Source organism: Rhodococcus sp. PAMC28707, assembly GCF_004795915.1.
Classification (GTDB): domain Bacteria; phylum Actinomycetota; class Actinomycetes; order Mycobacteriales; family Mycobacteriaceae; genus Rhodococcoides.
The window spans coordinates 1,193,419-1,213,086 of the sequence record NZ_CP039253.1; the positions used below are offsets into that span (position 1 = coordinate 1,193,419).

The following is a 19,668-nucleotide window of genomic DNA, read 5'->3' on the forward strand; positions in this document are numbered from 1 at the left end:
GGACGCGGTAACGATCCATGATGTGACACAAGGAGAAGAAATGTCATCCACGAAGACCGACTCCGAAAATGCGTTGCCCACCACCGAAGCCGAGATCGACGAGTTGAGGCAAGAAATCGATCGCCTGGACGCCGAGATCCTGGCTGCTATTCAGCGCCGGAGCGAGGTATCGCAGTTGATCGGACGCACTCGGATGGCTTCGGGCGGCCCGCGCATGGTCCACAGCCGCGAAATGAAGGTGCTCGACCGCTTCAGCAGCCTTGGCCAGGAAGGCCACACGCTCGCCATGCTCCTGCTCCGGCTCGGCCGCGGACGGCTCGGCCGGTAAAGAACTCCAGAATCTCGTTGTGCACGGCGCACGTGCACAACGAGATCCTTCTCAGGGCGGTGCTTTCTCAGGGAAGGGCTATGTACTTGGTCTCCAAATACTCCTCGATCCCCTCACTTCCACCTTCTCGCCCGAATCCGGAGGCCTTGACGCCACCGAATGGTGCAGCCGCGTCCGAGATCACTCCGCGGTTGACTCCGACCATTCCACTCTCGATGGCATCGGCAACTCGCAGCGCCCGATCCAGATCCTCGGTATAGATGTAGGCGGCGAGGCCGAACTCGGTCGAATTCCCGGCGTCGATACCTTGCTGCTCGGTGTCGAAACCCACGATGGGCGCGACCGGCCCGAACACTTCCTCCGCCAGAATTCGTGCGGTCGGTGGCACGTCCGTCAGCACGGTCGCCGGGTAGAAGTACCCCTCACCGCCGGATGCCTTGCCCCCTAGCGCCACCGTCGCACCTGCTGCGACCGCATCGTCGACCAGTTCCACAACCTTGCTCAGCTGGTCCGCGTTGATCAGTGGGCCCAGAGTCGTCGACGGGTCGATACCTGGCCCGAGCTTCGTGTCCTTCATCCGTGCAACCAGCTTCGAGGTGAATTCCGCTCGCACACTGTTGGCCACGTGAAAGCGGTTGGCTGCGGTACAGGCTTCGCCACCGTTACGTAGTTTCGCGAGCATCGCGCCGTCGACGGCTGCGTCGACATCCGCGTCGTCGAAGACCACGAACGGTGCATTTCCGCCCAACTCCATCGACGTTCGGAGCAGCCCCCCAGCCGATTGCTCGATCAGTTTCTTGCCGACCTCGGTGGATCCGGTGAACGTCAGTTTGCGCAGTCGCGGATCCTCGAGCAGCGGAGTCGAGACCGCACTCGACTTCGACGTCGTCAGAACCGACAGAACCCCCTCTGGTAGTCCCACCTCGGCGAACAACTGTGCGAGAAAGAGCATTGTCAGCGGTGTCTCGCCGGCAGGCTTGACGATTATCGTGCATCCCGCAGCGAGAGCCGGTCCGATCTTGCGGGTGCCCATGGCGAGCGGAAAGTTCCACGGCGTGATCGCAAGAACCGGCCCCACGGGCGCCTTGCTGACCATTATTCGGCCGTTGCCTGCCGGGGCCTGCGTGTACCGGCCTCCGATACGGACAGCTTCCTCGCTGAACCAGCGGAAGAACTCGGCTCCGTACTTGATCTCGGCCTTCGACTCGGCCAACGCCTTCCCCATTTCGAGGGTCATCAGCGTCGCGACATCATCGGCGCGCGCGGTGAGTTTCTCGAACACCGCGCGCAGCAACTCACCGCGCTCCCTGGGCGCAGTAGCCGCCCAGGACTTCTGCGCATTCGCTGCCGCGTCGAGAGCCCGGAGCGCGTCTGCAGGGCTGGCGTCGGCCACCTTCGTGAACGGCCTGCCGGTAGCTGGATCGTTGACGTCGAAAGTCGCGCCGTTCTCGGCGTCGACCGCGTGGCCGCCGATCCACAACTTCGCTGGAATGGATTCGATGAGAGTGCTGTGGTCCATACCTCGAGTGTGCCCTCGAGCAGGCCTCTGCAAACGGGATGACGCGCGCAACCCGACGGCGCACATTAGGGTTGGCAAATATGAGCGGCGACATCACGGGCACCGAGGCCTGGAAAAACCTGACGGCACACCACCACTCCATCTGCGAAACCCATCTGCGCGATCTGTTCGCCGCCGATCGGAATCGTGGCCGCGAGTTCACCCTCGACGCCGGTGATCTCCACATCGACTACAGCAAGCATCGCGTCGACCGCGAGACACTCTCTCTGCTCGTAGAGCTCGCACGGACAGCCGACGTCGAAGGCCATCGCGACGCCATGTTCGCAGGCAAGCACATCAACACCTCGGAAGACCGCGCCGTACTCCACACCGCGCTGCGGCTACCCGACGACGCAACCCTCGAGGTCGACGGCCAGAACATCGTCGCCGACGTGCACGAAGTACTGACGCGGATGGGTGAATTCACCGATCGCGTTCGCTCGGGCGAGTGGGTGGGGGCCAGTGGCCAGAAAATCCGAACCGTCGTCAACATCGGTATCGGCGGCAGCGATCTCGGACCCGTCATGGTCTACCGCGCGTTGCGCCACTACGCGGACGCAGGCATCGAAGCGCGTTTCGTCTCCAACGTCGATCCCGCGGACCTGGTTGCCGCGCTCGCCGACCTCGATCCAGCGACCACGTTGTTCGTCATCGCATCGAAGACGTTCTCGACACTCGAAACCCTCACCAACGCCACCGGTGCACGACGCTGGCTGACGGCGACCCTCGGCGAGGACGCCGTCGCCAAGCACTTCGTCGCCGTCTCCACCAACGCCGAACGGGTCGCCGAGTTCGGCATCGATACTGCCAACATGTTCGGGTTCTGGGACTGGGTCGGCGGACGATACTCCGTCGACTCCGCAATCGGCCTCTCGGTCATGGCTGCCGTCGGAAAGGAAGCATTCGGGGAGTTCCTCGACGGATTCCACCGTATCGACGAGCATTTCCGTACGGCGCCGCTCGAGCAGAACGCTCCGGTACTCCTCGGACTGATCGGGCTCTGGTACACCAACTTCTTCGGCTCGGAAACCCGAGCAGTACTTCCTTATTCGAACGACCTCTCACGCTTCCCCGCCTACCTCCAACAATTGACGATGGAATCGAACGGGAAGTCCGTCAAGGCCGACGGCACGCCTGTCACCACCTCGACCGGTGAGATCTTCTGGGGCGAACCCGGTACCAACGGGCAGCACGCGTTCTATCAATTGCTACACCAGGGAACACGTTTGGTGCCCGCCGACTTCATCGGATTCGCCGAGCCCACCGACGACCTCCCCACCCGTGACGGCACCGGCAGCATGCACGACCTGCTGATGAGCAACTACTTCGCGCAGACCCAGGTGCTGGCATTCGGCAAAACGGCCGAGGAGATCGCCGCCGAAGGCACCGAGGCCGACGTCGTACCGCACAAGGTCATGCCCGGCAATCGGCCGACGACATCGATACTCGCCCCGAAACTGACACCGTCCGTCGTGGGTCAGCTCATCGCCCTCTACGAGCATCAGGTGTTCGTCGAGGGCGTCGTATGGGGCGTCGACCCCTTCGACCAGTGGGGCGTCGAACTCGGCAAAACCCAGGCGCTCGAACTGACCCCAGTCCTGACCGACGTCGACGCCCCGGCGCCGCAGCGCGATTCCTCCACCGACGCCCTCGTACGTTGGTACCGCGATCAGCGGGGTCGGGCGAAGTAGCGTCGTCCGGAGTGCGGCGGTCCGGGCGCAATTTACTCCCCTAGTTGGGATCCGAACCTCCTGCAGGGGGTTCGGATCCCCGTACGGGGAGCATTTTGCCCCGAGATGAATCCAAACGGCCTTGATCCACGTCCAACTGGGTATGGACTTCGATCAACCGGGCATGTTCACCCGCGCCGACGCGCTCGCATCCGGTTACACGGACGACGATCTACGACGCAGTCGAGCCGACCGAACCCTGTTGTCGATTCGTCGCGGCTACTTCGTGCGATCGGCGGTGTACCGAACACTGGACTCCTCCGAGCAGCATCTTCTGCTCGCCAAGGCTGTGGTGTTGAACTCGGCCGAGGACGCTGTGCTCAGTCACGTGTCGGCCGCGGTGTTGCACGGTATGCCGGTGTGGGGCGTCGCTCTCGACAAAGCTTGCCTGACGATCGGACGAAGTTACGCAAGCAAGCGCGGCAGAAGGCGCACCCTGCACGGGACACGTCTGCTCGATTCCGATCGCATGATCATCGACGGGGTACCGGTGACAGTTGCTGCGCGGACGGTGGTCGACCTGGCACGAGCCGAGGGCGTCGACCAGGCAGTGTGTGTCGGTGACCATGCACTGCACAGTGGCCTGACCACCGCGTTCGAGTTGGCCGAAGCCGTCGACGCCGCCGCTGGACGAACTGGGGTGGGCCATGCGCGCCACGCCGTGGGCCTGATGTCCTCTCGCAGCGAAAGCGTCGGCGAATCGAGGAGTCGACTGCTCATTCACAACCTTGGCTTGCCCACCCCCTTGCTGAACCAGTGGGTCCACGACGACTCGGAGGCATTCGTGGGCAGGGTGGACTTCATGTTCCCCGACGGCGTGATCGGAGAGTTCGACGGTGAGGGTAAATACGAGTCGAATCCCCTGCGAGCCGTCATCGACGAAAAGAACCGCCAAAACCGTCTGCACGACCTCGGATGGGTCGTCGTTCGGTGGGACTGGCGAGATCTGTCGAAGCCCGACGTCCTGGTCGAGCGTCTGCATGGCGCCTTTCGTCGGGCAGCAGCAAACGGCGCACCGATTGGTATGTACCGATCGGATCCACTCCCCTAATCGGAATCCGAACCTCCTGCAGGGGGTTCGGATCCCAACTAGGGGAGTAAATTCGGCCCAGCAACCCGCCAACCGACCCAGCAACCAGCACCCGCACGCTTACACCCGAGCCAACACCGCCCGCGTATCCACTCCGGTGGGCAGTGTTCCGAATGCACCGCCCCAATCCTCACCGAGTCTGCTGGCGCAGAAAGCATCAGCGACGGCCGGATCGCCGTGGCGGACGAGCAACGATCCTTGGAAGACGAGTGCCATCAGTTCGACGACGCGTCGAGCGCGGTATTCGATGTCGGAACGGTCCGAGAGTTCTTTACCGACGCGTGAGATGGCGTCGTCGAGTCGCGAGTCCGATCCGGATGCCAACGACACTTCGGTGAAATACGCTTCGACGCTGTCCGGCTGCTTGGCAAGTGCGCGAAGCGAATCCAGCGCTGCGACGTTGCCTGAGCCCTCCCAGATCGACATCAGCGGCGATTCGCGAAAGAGCCGTGGCATCCCGGATTCTTCGACGTAACCGTTACCGCCGAGGCATTCGAGAGCTTCGGCTGCATGTGCGGGTGCACGCTTGCAGACCCAATACTTGCTGACGGCCAGGGCGATTCGACGCAACTCGGCTTCACCGGCATCACCGTGTGCTGCGCGATCGGTGGCTCCGGCCAATCGCATCATGGCCACGGTTGCCGCCTCTGATTCGATCACCAAGTCCGACAACACATTGCGCATCAGTGGCTGATCTATCAGCGGCACACCGAATGCGGAACGGTGTCGGGCGTGATGCACCGCGCGGACGGTTGCGTTACGTATCCCGGACGCCGAGCCGATGACGCAGTCGAGGCGGGTCATGTTGACCATCTCGATGATGGTCTGGACGCCGCGTCCTTCTTCGCCGACGAGCCACCCCGTGGCGCCCTGGTATTCGAGTTCGCCCGAGGCATTGGACTTGTTGCCAAGTTTGTCCTTGAGGCGTTGGAGCACCATCCGATTGCGGGTTCCGTCGGGCAGTACCCGAGGGAGCAGAAAGCACGAGAGTCCACCGGGTGTGTGCGCCAACGTGAGGAACATGTCGGACATCGGCGCGGAGGTGAACCATTTGTGTCCGACGATGGCGAATGTTCCGTCCGAGGACGGAGTGGCCGTGGTGGTGTTGGCTCGGACGTCGGACCCGCCTTGTTTTTCGGTCATCGACATTCCGGCGATGAGCCCCTGCTTGGTAGTGGGAACGCGAAGGCCGAAATCGTAGTGGGTCGATGCAAGCAGAGGCTCGTACATTTCGGCCAGCGCTGGGTTGTGGCGTAGTGCAGGCACCGCCGCGTATGTCATGGAGATCGGACACATGTGGCCTGCCTCTGCTTGACCCCAGGCATAGAACTTGGCGGCGCGGGCAACGTGGGCGCCCGAACGATCGCACCGCCATGGCGTCGCGTGCAGTCCGTTGGCCACCGCGACCGACATCAGGTCGTGCCAGTGCGGATGGAACTCCACTTCGTCGACGCGGTTGCCGTAGCGGTCGTGGGTGCGCAGGACGGGAGGGTTCTCGTTGGCGAGCCGACCCCATTCCTGCACTTCGACACTGCCTGCGAGATTCCCGAGTTCGCGAAGCTCGCTCAACGCCCACTCCCCTCCCTCGCGGTGGAGTCCTTCGAGGAGGGTCGCGTCGTTCGAGGTGTCGTACGGCACCAGATCGGGCACCTGGTTGAACACGGTGTGGGTGACGGGAAATTCAGCGGTCAAGGCGAACTCCTAACGAGCGCAGGGCGAATGCAACGAGATCGGGCACCACGTCGGACTCGGCGGTCGACTTACTATCCGGACCGAGTGGGCCGACGAGAACTTCGCCGACGGCACCGACCAGTCCCGCCGCCGCGAGGTCGGCGTTCTGTTCCGGAATGTCTCCCGCCGCGATACCTGCATCGACTGCGCAGGCGATAGCGTCGGTGAAGCTCCTGCGGAAGACGAGCCGTTCGGCGTCGACTGCGCGATCGACGGGTTCTGCGAGCAGGGCGTAGGCCATGGTGCGATTTTTCAGGGCGCGCCCGGCGAAGGTCTCGACGATCGCGGTGACTCGTTCGATGACCGTGCCGGTGGAGCCGGCCTCCGCGACGGCGGCGACCTCGCGGCTGCATACTTCACGAAATATCGCCACGACGAGGTCGGATTTACTGGCGAAGTGGGTGTACACGCTGCCTGCGGAGACTCCCGCCGCGGCGGCGACCGAGGCGATCGAGAGGCCCTTGTAGCCCTGCGCGGAGAGCACGTCGATGGCGGACGCGAAGAGTGCGGCGCGTCCGGCGTCGAGTCTGGCTTGCACGGCCGTGGTGCGGCGGTACGGCATGTGAAGGATTGAAGCACCGATTCAGTGCTTCACGCAAGACCTCTCGAGTACGGTCTAGACATGTCAGTTTCGATCGTGCGCTCCGGGCCGGTAACCACCATCGTGCTGTCACGACCGGAATCCCGCAACGCGGTGGATGGGCCTACAGCCGCCCTACTCGTCGCGGCCTTCGAGGAGTTCGACGCCGACGAAGACGCAGCCGTCGCGGTGCTGTGGGGCGAGGGCGGCACGTTCTGCTCGGGAGCCGACCTGAAAGCGGTGGGCACCGAAAGATCGAATCACGCCACCGAACACGGCGACGGCCCGATGGGCCCGACGCGGATGCGGTTGTCAAAACCGGTCATCGCCGCGGTCTCCGGCTTCGCCGTCGCGGGTGGACTGGAACTCGCCTTGTGGTGCGACCTACGAATTGTGGAGCAGAACAGTACATTCGGGGTCTTTTGCCGACGCTGGGGCGTACCACTCATCGACGGCGGCACCGTGCGATTGCCGAGGCTGATCGGCGCCTCACGCGCGATGGATCTGATCCTGACCGGCCGTGCCGTCGACGCGGAGGAAGCACTCGCGATAGGCCTGGCGAACCGAGTGGTCCCGACGGGGCGTGCGCGGGCGGAAGCCGAGGCTCTCGCCGCGCAACTCAGCACACTTCCGCAGACCTGCCTTCGTCAGGATCGAATGTCACTGCTGGAGCAGGACGGTAAGAGCGAAGAAGACGCCATCGTCAACGAATTCCGACACGGGGCCATCTCCATGGCGGCCGATGCCCTCGCCGGTGCCGAAAAGTTCGCGTCGGGAGCAGGAAGGCACGGCGTGCCGAACCCGTGATCTCAGCCCGGCTCTCCGTCATAGACGACATCTTTCTGCGCACCCATCGAGGCTTCGGCATTCCTATCGTGCTCCAGGGAGTGTGGCGCAGCGAGGAAGCCGTCGATCACGTCGAACTGTCGGCAATCCACTCGAACCTGTCGTTGGGGCCACTCGGCCGCCGGGTCGTCACCCCGGCCGTGCCCGGTGCTCGACGGCGCTGGGCACCGAGCACCGACTCACTACCGCTCGAGTACGACGCCACTCCCCTGGCCGCGTCGGAGGTACTCGATTGGGCAGATGCGCAGGGTGAATGCGACCTCGATCCGGAAGCCGGCCCCAGCTGGCGGCTCTCGGCACGATCGACCGACAACGGCGGAACCGTCCTGTCATTGGTGTGCTCGCACGTCGTCGCCGATGCTGCCGGTCTGATCGAGGCGGCGAGGATGGCTTTTACCGGAATCGTCCCGCCGGAAGCGCATGCGCGCCCGATCTCCGATGTCTGTGACGCCGCCGCACTGGCCTGGCGTGTCTTCAAAGCTGCTGCTGTAGCCCTTGTCGGCCTGCTGCTCAGTCGGCGTGCTCGGAGCGAACTTCGAGACTTCGTCCGAGCTTCGTCCGGGGCGATCCCGCACGAAGTGTCCGTCACCACTGCGGTATTCGATATCGACGCGCGTCTGAGCAATTCGGAGTTCATTTCCGTCGTCACCGAGATCATGGTCACGCTCGGGCAGCACGAACCGGTGTCGATCGATGTCCCGTTCCGCTCGAACACACCGGGCGCCAATGGAATCGGAATGGCCACGGTTCACATCTCACGCACCGATTCACTCGCGGAGATCAAGAACGCCTGCAAGCGTGCGTTCACCACCCCCGCAGGTGCGCCGAGCGGGTTCCCAGCCGAAATGGTGCAGCTGCTGCCCGAGCGGGCTGCAGCGGCGCTCACCTCGGCGCCGGGGAACGCGGCGGCCCTGTGCTCCAACATCGGCGACCTACCCGATTCGGTCGGTGCCATCGGCAGCCTTCGCGCGAGTACCGTGGCGACGCGGGCGCTTCACCCTCACTCCCGGTCGGCGCGCACCACCACGATCCTGTCCGCATACCTCTCGACGCTGAACGGGACGTCGACTTTGTCGCTCGTCGGCACCGATCCTGCGTTGATTTCGTCCTCCGAAACTTTGGCCGATCACGCGCATGCGGTGTTGACGCATCGGCAACTCACTGCCCGATCGTGGCGATAGAAGTGAACCGATAGAAGTGACACTGCCGAGCAGGCCGAGCACTACCTGCGGTAGGTCACACCAATCGGTTGGAAATCTTGTTCGGCAGGAAGCGCAGAGCGATATCGATGCCCTGCCACTTCAGCCCGGGCAACGCAGCGCGACGTGTTTCTTTCTCGATAGCGTCGACCATCGCGCTGACACCCTCGTCGAGAGTTGCTGTCAGAGCGGAGTTGTCGCCGGCCTTCGAGGACATGTCCGTGGCAATGAATCCGGGCAAGAGCGTCGTGACGACGATGTCCGTCTTGGCGAGTTCGGTGGCCAACGCTTCACCGAGGGCGGCAACTCCGGCCTTGCTTGCCGAGTACACGGCCTTCGCACCGGGAAGACCGCGGTCCGCGCTGATGGACGAGACGAGTACGAGATGACCGTACTTCTGTGCGCGAAAGATTTCGAGGGCGGCCTCGGACTGCGACAGTGCACCGACGAAGTTGGTGCGTGCGGTTGCGAGGTTGGCGTCCGCGCGTCCTGATCCAATCTTCGCGCCTTTACCGAGACCGGCATTGACGATGACGCGGTCGAGACCTGAAAGTTCGTTCCTCAACTCGCCGAATACGCGGACGACGGCCTCGTGATCGGTGACGTCGAGTACACGAACGGCAACCTTGATTCCGGGGTTGGCGGCGATGAGTTCCTCGCGCAACGCGTCAAGTCTGTCGACTCGGCGCGCGCACAGTGCGAGATCTCTGCCGGTGGCTGCGAACCGCCGGGCCATCTCCTCACCTAGCCCCGAACTGGCACCGGTGATCAGGATCTTCTTCCTCGTCTTCCCTGTCATGACCGCCGACCCTATGCCACGCTGGTGTGATGACCGAAAAGAGCACTGACGAGTTCGATGTCATCGTGATCGGCGGCGGGCCGGTCGGTGAGAACGCAGCAAGTTATGCCATCGCCGGCAGTGATCGCACCGCAGTCATCGTCGAGCACGAACTCGTCGGCGGCGAGTGCTCGTACTGGGCCTGCATGCCCAGCAAAGCGCTGCTGCGTTCCGGCGAGGTCTTCGACACTGCCCGAAACATGCCGGGCGTCGAAGAGTTGATCGGTGACCGATCCCTCGACGTGGAGGCCGTGCTGGCGCGTCGGGAAACGTTCACTCACTCTCTCGACGATTCTTCCCAGGTCGAATGGGCCGAATCCGCTGGAATCTCGATCATCCGCGGAAGCGGCCGCCTTACCGGCACCAAGACGGTCGACGTCGGTGGTCGGACGCTGACGGCCCGACACGCTGTCGTTCTCGCGACGGGAACTACGGCATCGGTCCCGAATACCCCCGGGCTGCGCGACGCGTTACCGTGGATATCTCGCGACGCCACCAACATGCACGAGGTTCCCTCCCGAGTTGCCATCATCGGTGGCGGTGTCGTGGCATGCGAGAGCGCTACGTGGCTACTGTCCTTCGGCGCCGAGGTGACCATGATCGTCCGCGGGTCGGCCCTGCTTGCGTCCGGCGAGCCGTTTGCCAGTGACCTCGTGGCCGACGCACTTCGTGCGCGAGGCGCGAAGATTCGCTTCGATGCGGAGTTGACGAGCGTGTCGCGTCCCGATGCGCGGGCCACCGGTGTCGGCAAGATCCACGGCGGAGTAGTCGAATTGACGGTCGACGGCGAGAGAATCACCGCGGACGAGATTCTCGTCGCGGCGGGACGGCGCCCGGCAAGTGGAAACCTCGGGCTCTCCGTCGTCGGGATGGCGGATGGCAAGTACGTTGACACCGATGACCACCTGTCCGTCGCAGGCACAGAGTGGCTGTATGCCGCCGGGGATATCAATGGGCGCGCACCACTGACACATATGGGCAAGTACCAAGCCAGGATCGCCGGTGATGTCATTGCTGCACGAGCCGAAGGTAAACCGTTGCACGGCAGGAGGTTCGCTGCCACCGCCGATCACGGGCAGATCCCGCAGGTGATCTTCACTGCGCTCGAGGTCGCTTCGGTCGGGCAGACCGAGAAGCGGGCCCGCGAGGCGGGCATCGACGTCGAGATTCTGGGCGTGGACATCGCCGTCGCCGGGTCTTCGCTGCAGCAGGACGACTATTGCGGTCATGCACAGTTGGTGGTCGACAAGGCGGCCGACGTCATCGTCGGCGCAACCTTCGTCGGGGCAGGTGTGGGCGAATTGATCCATGCGGCAACCGTTGCCGTTGTCGGCAAGGTGACGCTGGACGACCTGTGGCATGCGGTCCCGTCCTACCCGACCGTCAGTGAGGTGTGGCTGCGGTTGCTCGAATCGCTCCGCGAGTAGCCGTCAGCGCAACGAGGCGGCCGCAATACCCGCATAGGCCTCTGCGTCTCGACTCCGGATTCTCAGCGCGACGAGGACACCGGCGATCGCGACCAGAATCAGGACAACCGGGATGGCGTTGACGACAACGGAATCGGATCCGGTCAGGGTGCTGTAATGGGTTCCAGCCAGAATCAATCCCGTCGTCAAGCCGAGGAACCCGATCCCCGGAGCGATGACCGTGCGCACCATCGACCGGTCCGGACGCGTCCAGAAGAACACCACGACCGACAATGCTGCTGCCGCCTGTAAGGCAATGATTCCCAATGTGCCGAGACCGATTGAGCCCGCTGCCACCACCAGATACGGATCAGCGCCCACGACCGCGAATACGACAAGTACGAAGGTACTGACAGCTGTCACCGTCACGCTGCCGACGTGCGGGCTGAAATGTACGGCATGGAACCGCCCCAGAACCTCTGGTAGTACTCGTTCACGACCGAGAGCAAAAAGGTATCGACTCGCGGCATTGTGTACCGCCAGATACGACGCCAGGACGCTGGTACACAGCAGCACTGCAGTGCCGTCGTAGAGGATCGTTCCGCCGTACTCCCTGGCCAGGGTGAACAGGAGGTTCCCCAGTTCGGTCTGCGCCATCACCGGCGCATCGACTCCTCCCGCGGCGCCGACGATGATCCAACTGGTGAGCACGTAGAACACGGCGATTGTCGACACCGCGATGTACGTTGCCCGCGGAATGCTGCGTTGGGGATCCTTCGTTTCCTCCCCGTACAGCGCCGCGGACTCGAAACCGATGAAACTGGAGAACGCGAACATCATTGCGATCCCGAGCGATCCGGAGAACACCTGAGATGGCGTGAACGACGCGAGGGGAAGGGCGGCCGTACCCTTCTGCCCAACGACCAGCACATTGAAGACCGTCAGAAATGCGAACTCGGCCACCATCAAGGTGCCGAGCACCTTTGCCGACAGATCGGCGTTACGAAACCCGAGGCACGCGACGATGACGACGGCGACGGCGGTGAAGACCCACCAGGGCACGTCGAGGCCGGAATCGAGGACCACGAGGTGGGTGAAGTATCCGAATGCTGCGGCCAGTCCGCAAGCGAGCGAGGTGTACGCGACCACCGCGACGTACGCGGCTGCGACACCCGGCGGTTTACCGAGCGCAAGCCCTACATAGGTATAGAACGCGCCCGTGTTGATCACTTGCTGGCTCATCGCCGCGAACCCGACCGAGAAACACAGCAGCACAATGCCGCTCACTGCGAATGCGGCAGGCAGGCCCGCACCGTTACCTCGAATGAGCGCCAGCGGAACGTTACCGATCATGGCTGCCATCGGCGCTGCTGCTGCGACTACGAGGAACACCACGCGACCGGTGGTGAGTGTGCGCCGATCGTTCATGCGTCTCCGTACTTCGCCCACAACTCGCGCAGGTTCTCGTTACCCATGAATGCGAAGTTACGCTGCCACAGAGAACAATGGCGGGATGCAACCACAACGCGGTCTCGAACGGCTCGTCGATTTGAGCGACGCGGTGGTTGCGATCGCCGCGACGCTGCTCGTCCTACCCCTGGTGGAGATCGCCGGCCCGGACTCCGGCAGTTCGACATGGGAGGTCATCACCAGCCACCGCGTCGACCTCTTCGCATTCGTTCTCAGTTTCGCGGTGATCTTCGTGCTGTGGACGACGCACCATCGAGTATTCCGCGACGTCACCGGCTATACGACGAACCTTGCCCTGGCCAACTTCTTCTGGCTGCTCTCCATCGTCTTTCTTCCCTTCCCGACCAAATTGATCGCCGAGAAGAACGGTTTCGATGCCGGGGCGACGGCCACCTACGTGGGCACCATCGCCGTGTCGATGATGGCAATTTTTGCGCTTCAGGTCGTCATCGCCCACACCCCCGGCATTACCCGGCTTGTACCCGAGCACGGCCTGCGCACGGCGACAATCGGACTGGTGCTCGTCCTCATCGCGTTCGGGCTTGCCTTCACCCCGGTTGGCCTGTGGTCTTTGACCGTGCTCGCACTGACAGTGCCGATCGACCGGTTCGTCGACCGCCGTACCGCGAAGGCGGAGGAGTGACCCGAACCTTCGGCGCTCCCTAGGTGTGCGCTACCCAGGCCTCGGGGTTCACCGGGTGCGGAGGTGGGGCGCCGTTGGCCATCGCCGCCGCATTCTCGGCACAGAGTCGCGCCATCTCCGATCGCACCGATACCGTGGCACTTCCGACATGCGGTAGGAGCACTACATTGGGCAATCCGGCAAGGCCGGGTGCCAGCTTGGGTTCGTTCTCGTACACGTCGAGTCCCGCGCCACCGATGACGCCTTCACGCAGTGCCGTGACCAGTGCAATCTCGTCGACTACGGGTCCGCGAGCAGTGTTGATCAGGATCGACGAGTTCTTCATCGCCCGCAACGTCGACGCATCGACGAGGTGATGTGTGTCGGCGGCGAGCGGAACATGCAGCGACAGAAAGTCACTCGTCGTCACCAGCTCTTCCCACGCTACGTGCTGGACACGGCCGGCGAACTCTCCCAGCTCGTCGTCGGTCACCTCGCGGTCGGACGGCGGGCGTGGACAGAACTGGACCGTCATGCCGAAACCGAGGGCCCGACGGGCCGTAGCGCGCGCGATGCGGCCGAAGCCGGCGAGACCGAGCACCCGTCCGGACACGTCGGAGCCGAGCATCAGCTCTGGCTCCCATCCGGTGAATGCGCCGGATCGAACGAAGTTGTCTGCCTCGATCACACGCCTGGCCGTCGACAGCATCAGTAGTAGCGCAATGTCCGCTGTCGAATCCGTCAGCACCCCGGGAGTATTGGCGACGGTGATACCGTGCTCCGTTGCCGATGCAACATCGATGTTGTCGTACCCGACCGCGTAGTTGGAGATACCGGTGATGTTCGCCGAGGCGAGTAGTTCGCGGTCGAACCGATCATGCAGCTGTGACACCACGACGCTGTACTCCCCCGAGGCGCAGCGTTCGGCCAACCCGTCGTGGTCGACGGTGAGCAGTTCCACCTCGCCGGCCGCGGCGAGAATGTCCATCCCTGGTGCGGGAATCGGTGCGGTGACCAAGATTTTTCTCATATGACCCACTCGAACGCGGAAGCATGACCGGGCTGACGCGATCGTGCACCCTGAACTGTCTTGGAACGCATGGGTTCTCCGAGATCGATCAGCAGCTGTTCCGATATCTCCACCATGGCTGCGAGGGTAGCGGGAGTCAGCCAGTCCGGTCTGGTCGCAAACAGTATGTCTTCACTCGAGGTGTTGCCGCTGGCACCCGGAGCGAACGGGCAACCGCCCAGCCCTCCGAGTGAGCCGTCGACAAGTGTGGCTCCCGCGGAGATAGCCGCGAGCGTGTTCGCGACCCCGAGACCCCATGTGTCGTGTCCGTGAAAGACGATGCGCCGCTGCGGAGTCTCTGCAGCGACACGTGAAATCAGCGAACCTACCTGGGCGGGCACTGCCTGCCCCAGGGTGTCGCAGATGACGATGTCCGTTGCGCCGTCGGTTCGCTCGTCGCGGGCGATATCGAGCACTCGATCCTCCGATACCGGCCCTTCGAACGGACAGGTGAAGGAAGTGGCGATGCACAGTTCGATCTGCCCGCCGACCGATCGCGCGATGTCGATCGCGTCCGGCATGGCCGCCAGTGAGACTTCGGTGCTGCGTCCGATGTTCGCTTCGTTATGTGCGTCGGATGCCGAGAAGCAGTATTGAAAGTTGCGGGCTCCTGCTGCCTCGGCCTTCTCGACGTGGCGCGGCGTAGCCACCCATACCCAGCAGGAAGCAAGTTCCTCGACGGTGAGCTCGGCGACCACCTCGAGGGTGTTGGCCATGGGTGGCACTTTGTCGCCCCGCGCCAACGATCCGATCTCGAGTTCGGGCACCCCGAGAGCGAGTAGCTTCCGGATCACCTCCAGCTTTCGGTCGGTGGAGAGCATCTTGCCGGTGAGCTGGAGCCCATCTCGCATCGTGACATCGCGCAGCTGCGCAGAAGGAGCGAACTGGTACATCAGAGTCCCATCTCTTCTTCGGTCCTACCGAGAAGGGTCGAGAGCACTTCCCTGGTGTGCTCGCCGAGGTCCGGCCCGACCGAACGGATAGGGATCGATTTGTCACCGATCACGGGCACGATTCCGACGAATCCCACCTCGGCCGGTTCGGCTTCACCGGTGTCCACCACGAAGTTCTGAATCATGTTGCGCGCCTTGTATTGCTCGTCGGCGACGACGTCCGCTGCAGTGTAGATCGGGCCGGACGGCACACCAGCCGCGTCGAGAATCCTCAATGCGTCCTCGCGCGAATGCAGCCCGGTCCAATCCGAGATGGCGGCGTCCAACTCCTCGCGCCTGCTCCAACGGCCGGCATTCGTGGACAGCTCCGGATCGGCGCCGAGGTCGGGGCGGTCGATCGTGGCCATATAGCGCGCAAAGATCGCATCGCCGTTGCCCGCGATGATGATCGAATGACCATCGTTGCAGGGGTAAGCATTCGACGGCGCGATACCTTCCATCCGGCCACCGACCCGGCCACGTTCGACGCCGTAGGCGAGGTAGTCGGGGATGAGCGATTCCATCATGGACAGAATCGATTCGTTGAGTGCAACGTCGATGGACCGCTCCGACAACGACAATGCCGACTTCGCATTCTGTCGCTGAAACAGCGCCATGACGCACCCGAACGCCGCGTACAGCCCGGCGATGGAGTCACCGATGGAGACTCCGACGCGGACCGGCGGCCGATCGGCGTCGCCCACGAGATTCCGAAATCCGCCGTAGGCCTCGGCGACTGCCGCAAAACCTGGACGATCGGACATCGGACCGGTCTGCCCGAACGCCGAAATGCGGGTAATGATCAACTCTGGATTCTTCGCACTGAGCACTTCGGGCGAGAGCCCCCACTTCTCGAGCGTGCCCGGCCGAAAGTTCTCCAACACGATGTCGCATTTCTCCGCCAAGTCGATGACATCCCGACGCCCTTGCTCGGTGCGGAGATCGAGCACTATCGACTTCTTGTTCCGGTTGATCGTCCGATAGAGCATCGAGGTCGTTCCGGAGTAGAGCCGCCAGTTACGTATCTCGTCGCCCGTCCCAGGGCGCTCGACTTTGATGACCTCGGCCCCGAAGTCGGCCAGCATCCTGGCCGCGGTGGGTGCCGCAATGTAGTTTCCGAGCTCGAGGACGCGAACACCACTGAGCGGCAACATGTCTTCCCTTCCGTCGAACGCGAATTCACGTGTGGGTCCGAAGATGACTCCCCCGAGGAATCTATCGCAGCGGCTGGGCTCGCTTCACCTGCGACGACGCCTTTGCCGCATCCAATTCCACCGGGGAGTGCAGGGTCACCGGACCCACACGCAGGACCCCGTCGTTCAGCGGTTCGGTCCGCAAGCCGCCGCGGCCGATCAATGCTTTCCGGGCGCCGGCGATCACCATCGAATCCATCCATGAACACGGATGCGCGGGCCTACCGCCGCGGAATGCCACCTTGCCGTAGCCCGAGTCGAGTTCGAATTCGATGCCACGCAGCGGATCGAGTTCGACGCCGCGTATCACCACATTGCGTCTGGCCACGGACGGATCGGGCATGTCCGTCCCGAGCACGTCACCGGCCGCCTCCCACGCCTCCGCGGCAAGAAACGTCACCGCGGCCTCGGTGTGCGCTTTCACCCCGAAGAAGCGATCTCCGCGGATGCCCTTGTTCGCGACGATCTCGACACGGTCGACCAGCTCGGTGGACACGTCCGCCGCCGGGCCGTCCTTCGAACGACCGAAGTACGCATGGGCGGGAGATACGAGAAGTTGCACGATCTCGGCGCGGTAGTGAAAAACCATGCCCCTATTCTCCACTCCTACCCCTCGGTAACGTTACATTTGTACACTCGGTGTATGTCAGCGAATACCAGAGTGTCCACGGTGGACGGCGTCATCCAAGGCAAGTCACTGGGGGACCTTCTCACCTGGCGCGGCATCCCGTACGCGGCGCCGCCCGTCGGACCGCTGCGCCTGCGTGCGCCGCAGCCGACCGTCGCGTGGGAGGGCGTTCGAGACGCGACCGACTGGGGCAACGCGTCCGTACAGAGCAAGTTCTACACCAGGCTCTCCATCACCAAGTACCAGCCGGTGAGCGAGGATTGCCTCAACCTCAATGTGCTGGCCCCCGCTGCAGCGAGCGCCAAGCCTCGGCCGGTCATGGTGTTCGTTCACGGCGGTGCTTATACCCTCGGCAGCTCCGCGACACCGTTGTACGTCGGTGGGTCGTTGGTTCGACGGTCGCTACGCGAGAGCGACGGCATCGTCTATGTGTCGATCAACTACCGTCTCGGGTCCCTCGGCTACTTGGATATGACCCAATTCTCGACGTCCGAGCGGCAGTTCGATTCGAACCTCGGCTTGCGCGATCAAGTGGCGGCGCTCGAATGGGTCCAGCGCAACATCGACAGGTTCGGCGGTGACCCCGACAACGTGACGATCTTCGGCGAATCGGCGGGCGGCAACGCCGTCACGACTCTGCTTGCGACACCTGCAGCCAAAGGGTTGTTCAGGCAGGCCATTGCGGAGAGTTCGGTGCCGGGGCTCGTCGCGACGCACGAGCGCGCAACACAGTGGGCGAAGGACTTCCTCGGTTTCCTCGGCGGTGACGCCGCGCATGCCGCGCAGACACTGGACTCGGCCGATGTCACAGAATTCGGCCGTGCCGGAAACAGATTGGCCAGGAAGGTCATCGAGCAGACTCCCGGCCTGCACCCGTTCGGCCCGGTCGTCGACGGGGATTTCCTGCCGCGGAATCCGCTGGAAGCCTATGCCGACGGCACTGCACATCGAGTGCCGCTGATCATCGGTACGAACAGCCGCGAGGCGACACTGTTTCCCAAGATTCTCGATGCACTGCCCACCAACCCCGAACGCATCGACAAGCTGTTCGCCCTTACCGATCCGACGGCGAAAGCCGCAGTCATCGAGGGCTACCCCGGTTATCCCGACGCCGACGCCGCAATCGATCTGGGCGGGGACTTCACTTTCTGGAAGCCTTCGTTGGAGGTTGCCGAAGCGCATTCGAAGTATTCATCGACCTACAGCTACCGCTTCGACTACGCGCCGAGAGTCATGCGGTGGCTCGGGCTCGACGCGACGCACGGATTCGAGATGTCCGCGGTATTCGGGCTCAACGACACGATGGTCGGAAAGATGATGACGATTCCCGGAGGCCGCTCGGCCTGGGCTGCCGTCACCGAGCAAGTGCAGTCGCAGTGGCTGCACTTCGCAAGGACCGGCGCGCCGCTCGACTCATGGCCCGAGTACTCCGAGGCCACGCGCGAAACGATGATCTTCGATGTCCGCACACGCGTGCAGCGCGATCCTCGACGCGACCGTCGGCTCGCATGGGAGGGCTACCGCGGATATGCCAGCGGGATGACCGAGCCGTTCAGCGCCGCTACTTGAGAAGCCGCGACATCCGGCGGTCGGCAAGAATCTTGCCGCCCGTCTGACAGGTCGCGCAGTACTGGAACGATCGCTCCGCGTAGGAGACCTCGCGGACCGGGTCGCCGCACACCGGACACGGCAAACCAGTTCGGGCATGCACAGCCATCCCGGACCGCTTCTCGCCCTTGAGTCGTGCGGCGTCCTGCCCGGCGGAGCGGGCCACAGCGTCGGCGAGCACTTCACGCATCGACCGGTACAGCACGAACACTGCTTCGGCGTCGAGTTTGCCGGCCGAGGCGAACGGGGACAGTTTCGCCACGTGCAGGATCTCGTCGGAATATGCGTTTCCGATCCCGGCGATGAGCGACTGATCCACCAGGGCAGTCTTCAGCCGCGCGGTGGTGCCGCCGAGAATCTCGGCGAACTCGGGTTCGGTCACGTCCATCGCGTCGGGACCGAGGCGGGCGATGCCCGGAACTTCGCGCGGATCGTGGACGACCCACACCGCCATGCGCTTCTTGGTGCCTGCCTCGGTCAAGTCAATCGCTGGCGTCAGGCCTTCGGGAGTGAAGAAGTGGACCCGAAGTGCAAGCGGGCCTTTGCCCGGCTTCGGCGGCGTGGCGCTCGGCTTGTCGGTCCAGCGCAGCCAGCCACCACGGGAGAGGTGGGTGATCAACCACAGGTCGCCTGCCTGCAACCCGAGGTGTTTGCCGAAACGGGCGGCATCGGTGACATCACGCCCCTGCAGATCGGTGACGGGCGGATCGAATGTCTTGAGGACGCTCAGCGCGGCGATGTCGATCCGGCCGATGACGGCCCCTACCGCGTGTGCGCGCAGGAACCCGGCGAGCGCTTCCACCTCGGGCAGCTCAGGCATCGATCCAGTATGCGCCTACA

Annotated in this window: 18 protein-coding genes; 8 read left to right on the forward strand and 10 right to left on the reverse strand. The window is 63.6% G+C overall.

What is annotated here, in order from left to right:
* Window positions 1-13 precede the first annotated feature (13 nt).
* Window positions 14-328 carry a chorismate mutase gene (locus E5720_RS05355; protein ID WP_247596293.1) on the forward strand — a complete coding sequence of 105 codons (315 nt, stop codon included), beginning with the start codon at window positions 14-16 and terminating at the stop codon, window positions 326-328.
* 67 nt (window positions 329-395) lie between these two features.
* On the opposite strand, the gene E5720_RS05360 is transcribed toward E5720_RS05355, so the two are convergent.
* The gene (locus E5720_RS05360) at window positions 396-1,847 is read right to left on the reverse strand and encodes an NAD-dependent succinate-semialdehyde dehydrogenase (RefSeq protein WP_136169782.1); all 1,452 of its coding nucleotides are present in this window, start codon (window positions 1,845-1,847) and stop codon (window positions 396-398) included.
* Window positions 1,848-1,927: 80 nt separating this feature from the next.
* Between E5720_RS05360 and pgi the strand changes: the two genes are divergently transcribed.
* Window positions 1,928-3,577, forward strand: coding sequence for a glucose-6-phosphate isomerase (gene pgi / locus E5720_RS05365; RefSeq protein ID WP_136169783.1), 1,650 nt, complete (start codon window positions 1,928-1,930; stop codon window positions 3,575-3,577).
* A gap of 121 nt (window positions 3,578-3,698) precedes the next feature.
* Complete coding sequence (locus E5720_RS05370) at window positions 3,699-4,667, forward strand: hypothetical protein (protein WP_247596178.1); 969 nt, start codon at window positions 3,699-3,701, stop codon at window positions 4,665-4,667.
* Between the two features lie 99 nt (window positions 4,668-4,766).
* Here E5720_RS05370 and E5720_RS05375 read toward each other — a convergent pair whose 3' ends face one another.
* A complete protein-coding gene (locus E5720_RS05375; protein WP_136169784.1) occupies window positions 4,767-6,398 on the reverse strand; it encodes an acyl-CoA dehydrogenase family protein in 1,632 nt (543 codons plus the stop codon).
* Entirely contained in the window at window positions 6,388-6,999 is a 612-nt protein-coding gene (locus E5720_RS05380; RefSeq protein WP_136169785.1) for a TetR/AcrR family transcriptional regulator, read from the reverse strand. The genes E5720_RS05375 and E5720_RS05380 overlap by 11 nt, the downstream gene beginning before the upstream one ends.
* Before the next feature lie 60 nt (window positions 7,000-7,059).
* Here E5720_RS05380 and E5720_RS05385 point away from each other — a divergent pair, with 60 nt between their 5' ends.
* Both E5720_RS05385 and E5720_RS05390 read left to right on the forward strand, forming a co-directional pair.
* Window positions 7,060-7,824, forward strand: a complete 765-nt coding sequence (locus E5720_RS05385) for a crotonase/enoyl-CoA hydratase family protein (protein WP_136169786.1) — start codon at window positions 7,060-7,062, stop codon at window positions 7,822-7,824.
* On the forward strand, window positions 7,821-9,044 hold the full coding sequence (locus E5720_RS05390; protein ID WP_136169787.1) for a hypothetical protein: 1,224 nt from the start codon (window positions 7,821-7,823) through the stop codon (window positions 9,042-9,044). The genes E5720_RS05385 and E5720_RS05390 overlap by 4 nt, the downstream gene beginning before the upstream one ends.
* Window positions 9,045-9,099: 55 nt before the next feature.
* On the opposite strand, the gene E5720_RS05395 is transcribed toward E5720_RS05390, so the two are convergent.
* Window positions 9,100-9,861 carry an SDR family oxidoreductase gene (locus tag E5720_RS05395; RefSeq protein WP_136169788.1) on the reverse strand — a complete coding sequence of 254 codons (762 nt, stop codon included), beginning with the start codon at window positions 9,859-9,861 and terminating at the stop codon, window positions 9,100-9,102.
* A 29-nt stretch (window positions 9,862-9,890) separates the two neighbouring features.
* Here E5720_RS05395 and E5720_RS05400 point away from each other — a divergent pair, with 29 nt between their 5' ends.
* Window positions 9,891-11,327, forward strand: a complete 1,437-nt coding sequence (locus E5720_RS05400) for an NAD(P)/FAD-dependent oxidoreductase (RefSeq protein ID WP_136169789.1) — start codon at window positions 9,891-9,893, stop codon at window positions 11,325-11,327.
* A gap of 3 nt (window positions 11,328-11,330) precedes the next feature.
* Here E5720_RS05400 and E5720_RS05405 read toward each other — a convergent pair whose 3' ends face one another.
* The gene (locus tag E5720_RS05405; protein ID WP_136169790.1) at window positions 11,331-12,734 is read right to left on the reverse strand and encodes an APC family permease; all 1,404 of its coding nucleotides are present in this window, start codon (window positions 12,732-12,734) and stop codon (window positions 11,331-11,333) included.
* Between the two features lie 85 nt (window positions 12,735-12,819).
* On the opposite strand from E5720_RS05405, the gene E5720_RS05410 reads away from it, so the two are divergent.
* Window positions 12,820-13,419 (forward strand): TMEM175 family protein, encoded by a 600-nt coding sequence (locus tag E5720_RS05410; protein ID WP_168708286.1) that lies wholly within the window; start codon window positions 12,820-12,822, stop codon window positions 13,417-13,419.
* Window positions 13,420-13,438: 19 nt separating this feature from the next.
* On the opposite strand, the gene E5720_RS05415 is transcribed toward E5720_RS05410, so the two are convergent.
* The 4 genes from E5720_RS05415 to E5720_RS05430 form a co-directional block, all read right to left on the reverse strand.
* Complete coding sequence (locus E5720_RS05415; protein WP_136169792.1) at window positions 13,439-14,428, reverse strand: D-glycerate dehydrogenase; 990 nt, start codon at window positions 14,426-14,428, stop codon at window positions 13,439-13,441.
* A complete protein-coding gene (locus E5720_RS05420) occupies window positions 14,425-15,360 on the reverse strand; it encodes a hydroxymethylglutaryl-CoA lyase (protein ID WP_136169793.1) in 936 nt (311 codons plus the stop codon). Before E5720_RS05420 ends, E5720_RS05415 begins: the two co-directional genes overlap by 4 nt.
* The gene (locus E5720_RS05425) at window positions 15,360-16,553 is read right to left on the reverse strand and encodes a CoA transferase (RefSeq protein ID WP_136169794.1); all 1,194 of its coding nucleotides are present in this window, start codon (window positions 16,551-16,553) and stop codon (window positions 15,360-15,362) included. The genes E5720_RS05420 and E5720_RS05425 overlap by 1 nt, the downstream gene beginning before the upstream one ends.
* Before the next feature lie 61 nt (window positions 16,554-16,614).
* A complete protein-coding gene (locus E5720_RS05430; protein WP_136169795.1) occupies window positions 16,615-17,181 on the reverse strand; it encodes a molybdenum cofactor biosysynthesis protein in 567 nt (188 codons plus the stop codon).
* Window positions 17,182-17,235: 54 nt separating this feature from the next.
* Between E5720_RS05430 and E5720_RS05435 the strand changes: the two genes are divergently transcribed.
* Window positions 17,236-18,789 carry a carboxylesterase/lipase family protein gene (locus E5720_RS05435; RefSeq protein ID WP_136169796.1) on the forward strand — a complete coding sequence of 518 codons (1,554 nt, stop codon included), beginning with the start codon at window positions 17,236-17,238 and terminating at the stop codon, window positions 18,787-18,789.
* On the opposite strand, the gene E5720_RS05440 is transcribed toward E5720_RS05435, so the two are convergent.
* A complete protein-coding gene (locus E5720_RS05440) occupies window positions 18,782-19,648 on the reverse strand; it encodes a DNA-formamidopyrimidine glycosylase family protein (protein ID WP_136169797.1) in 867 nt (288 codons plus the stop codon). The two genes, E5720_RS05435 and E5720_RS05440, sit on opposite strands and share 8 nt — an antisense overlap.
* Between the last annotated feature and the right edge of the window lie 20 nt (window positions 19,649-19,668).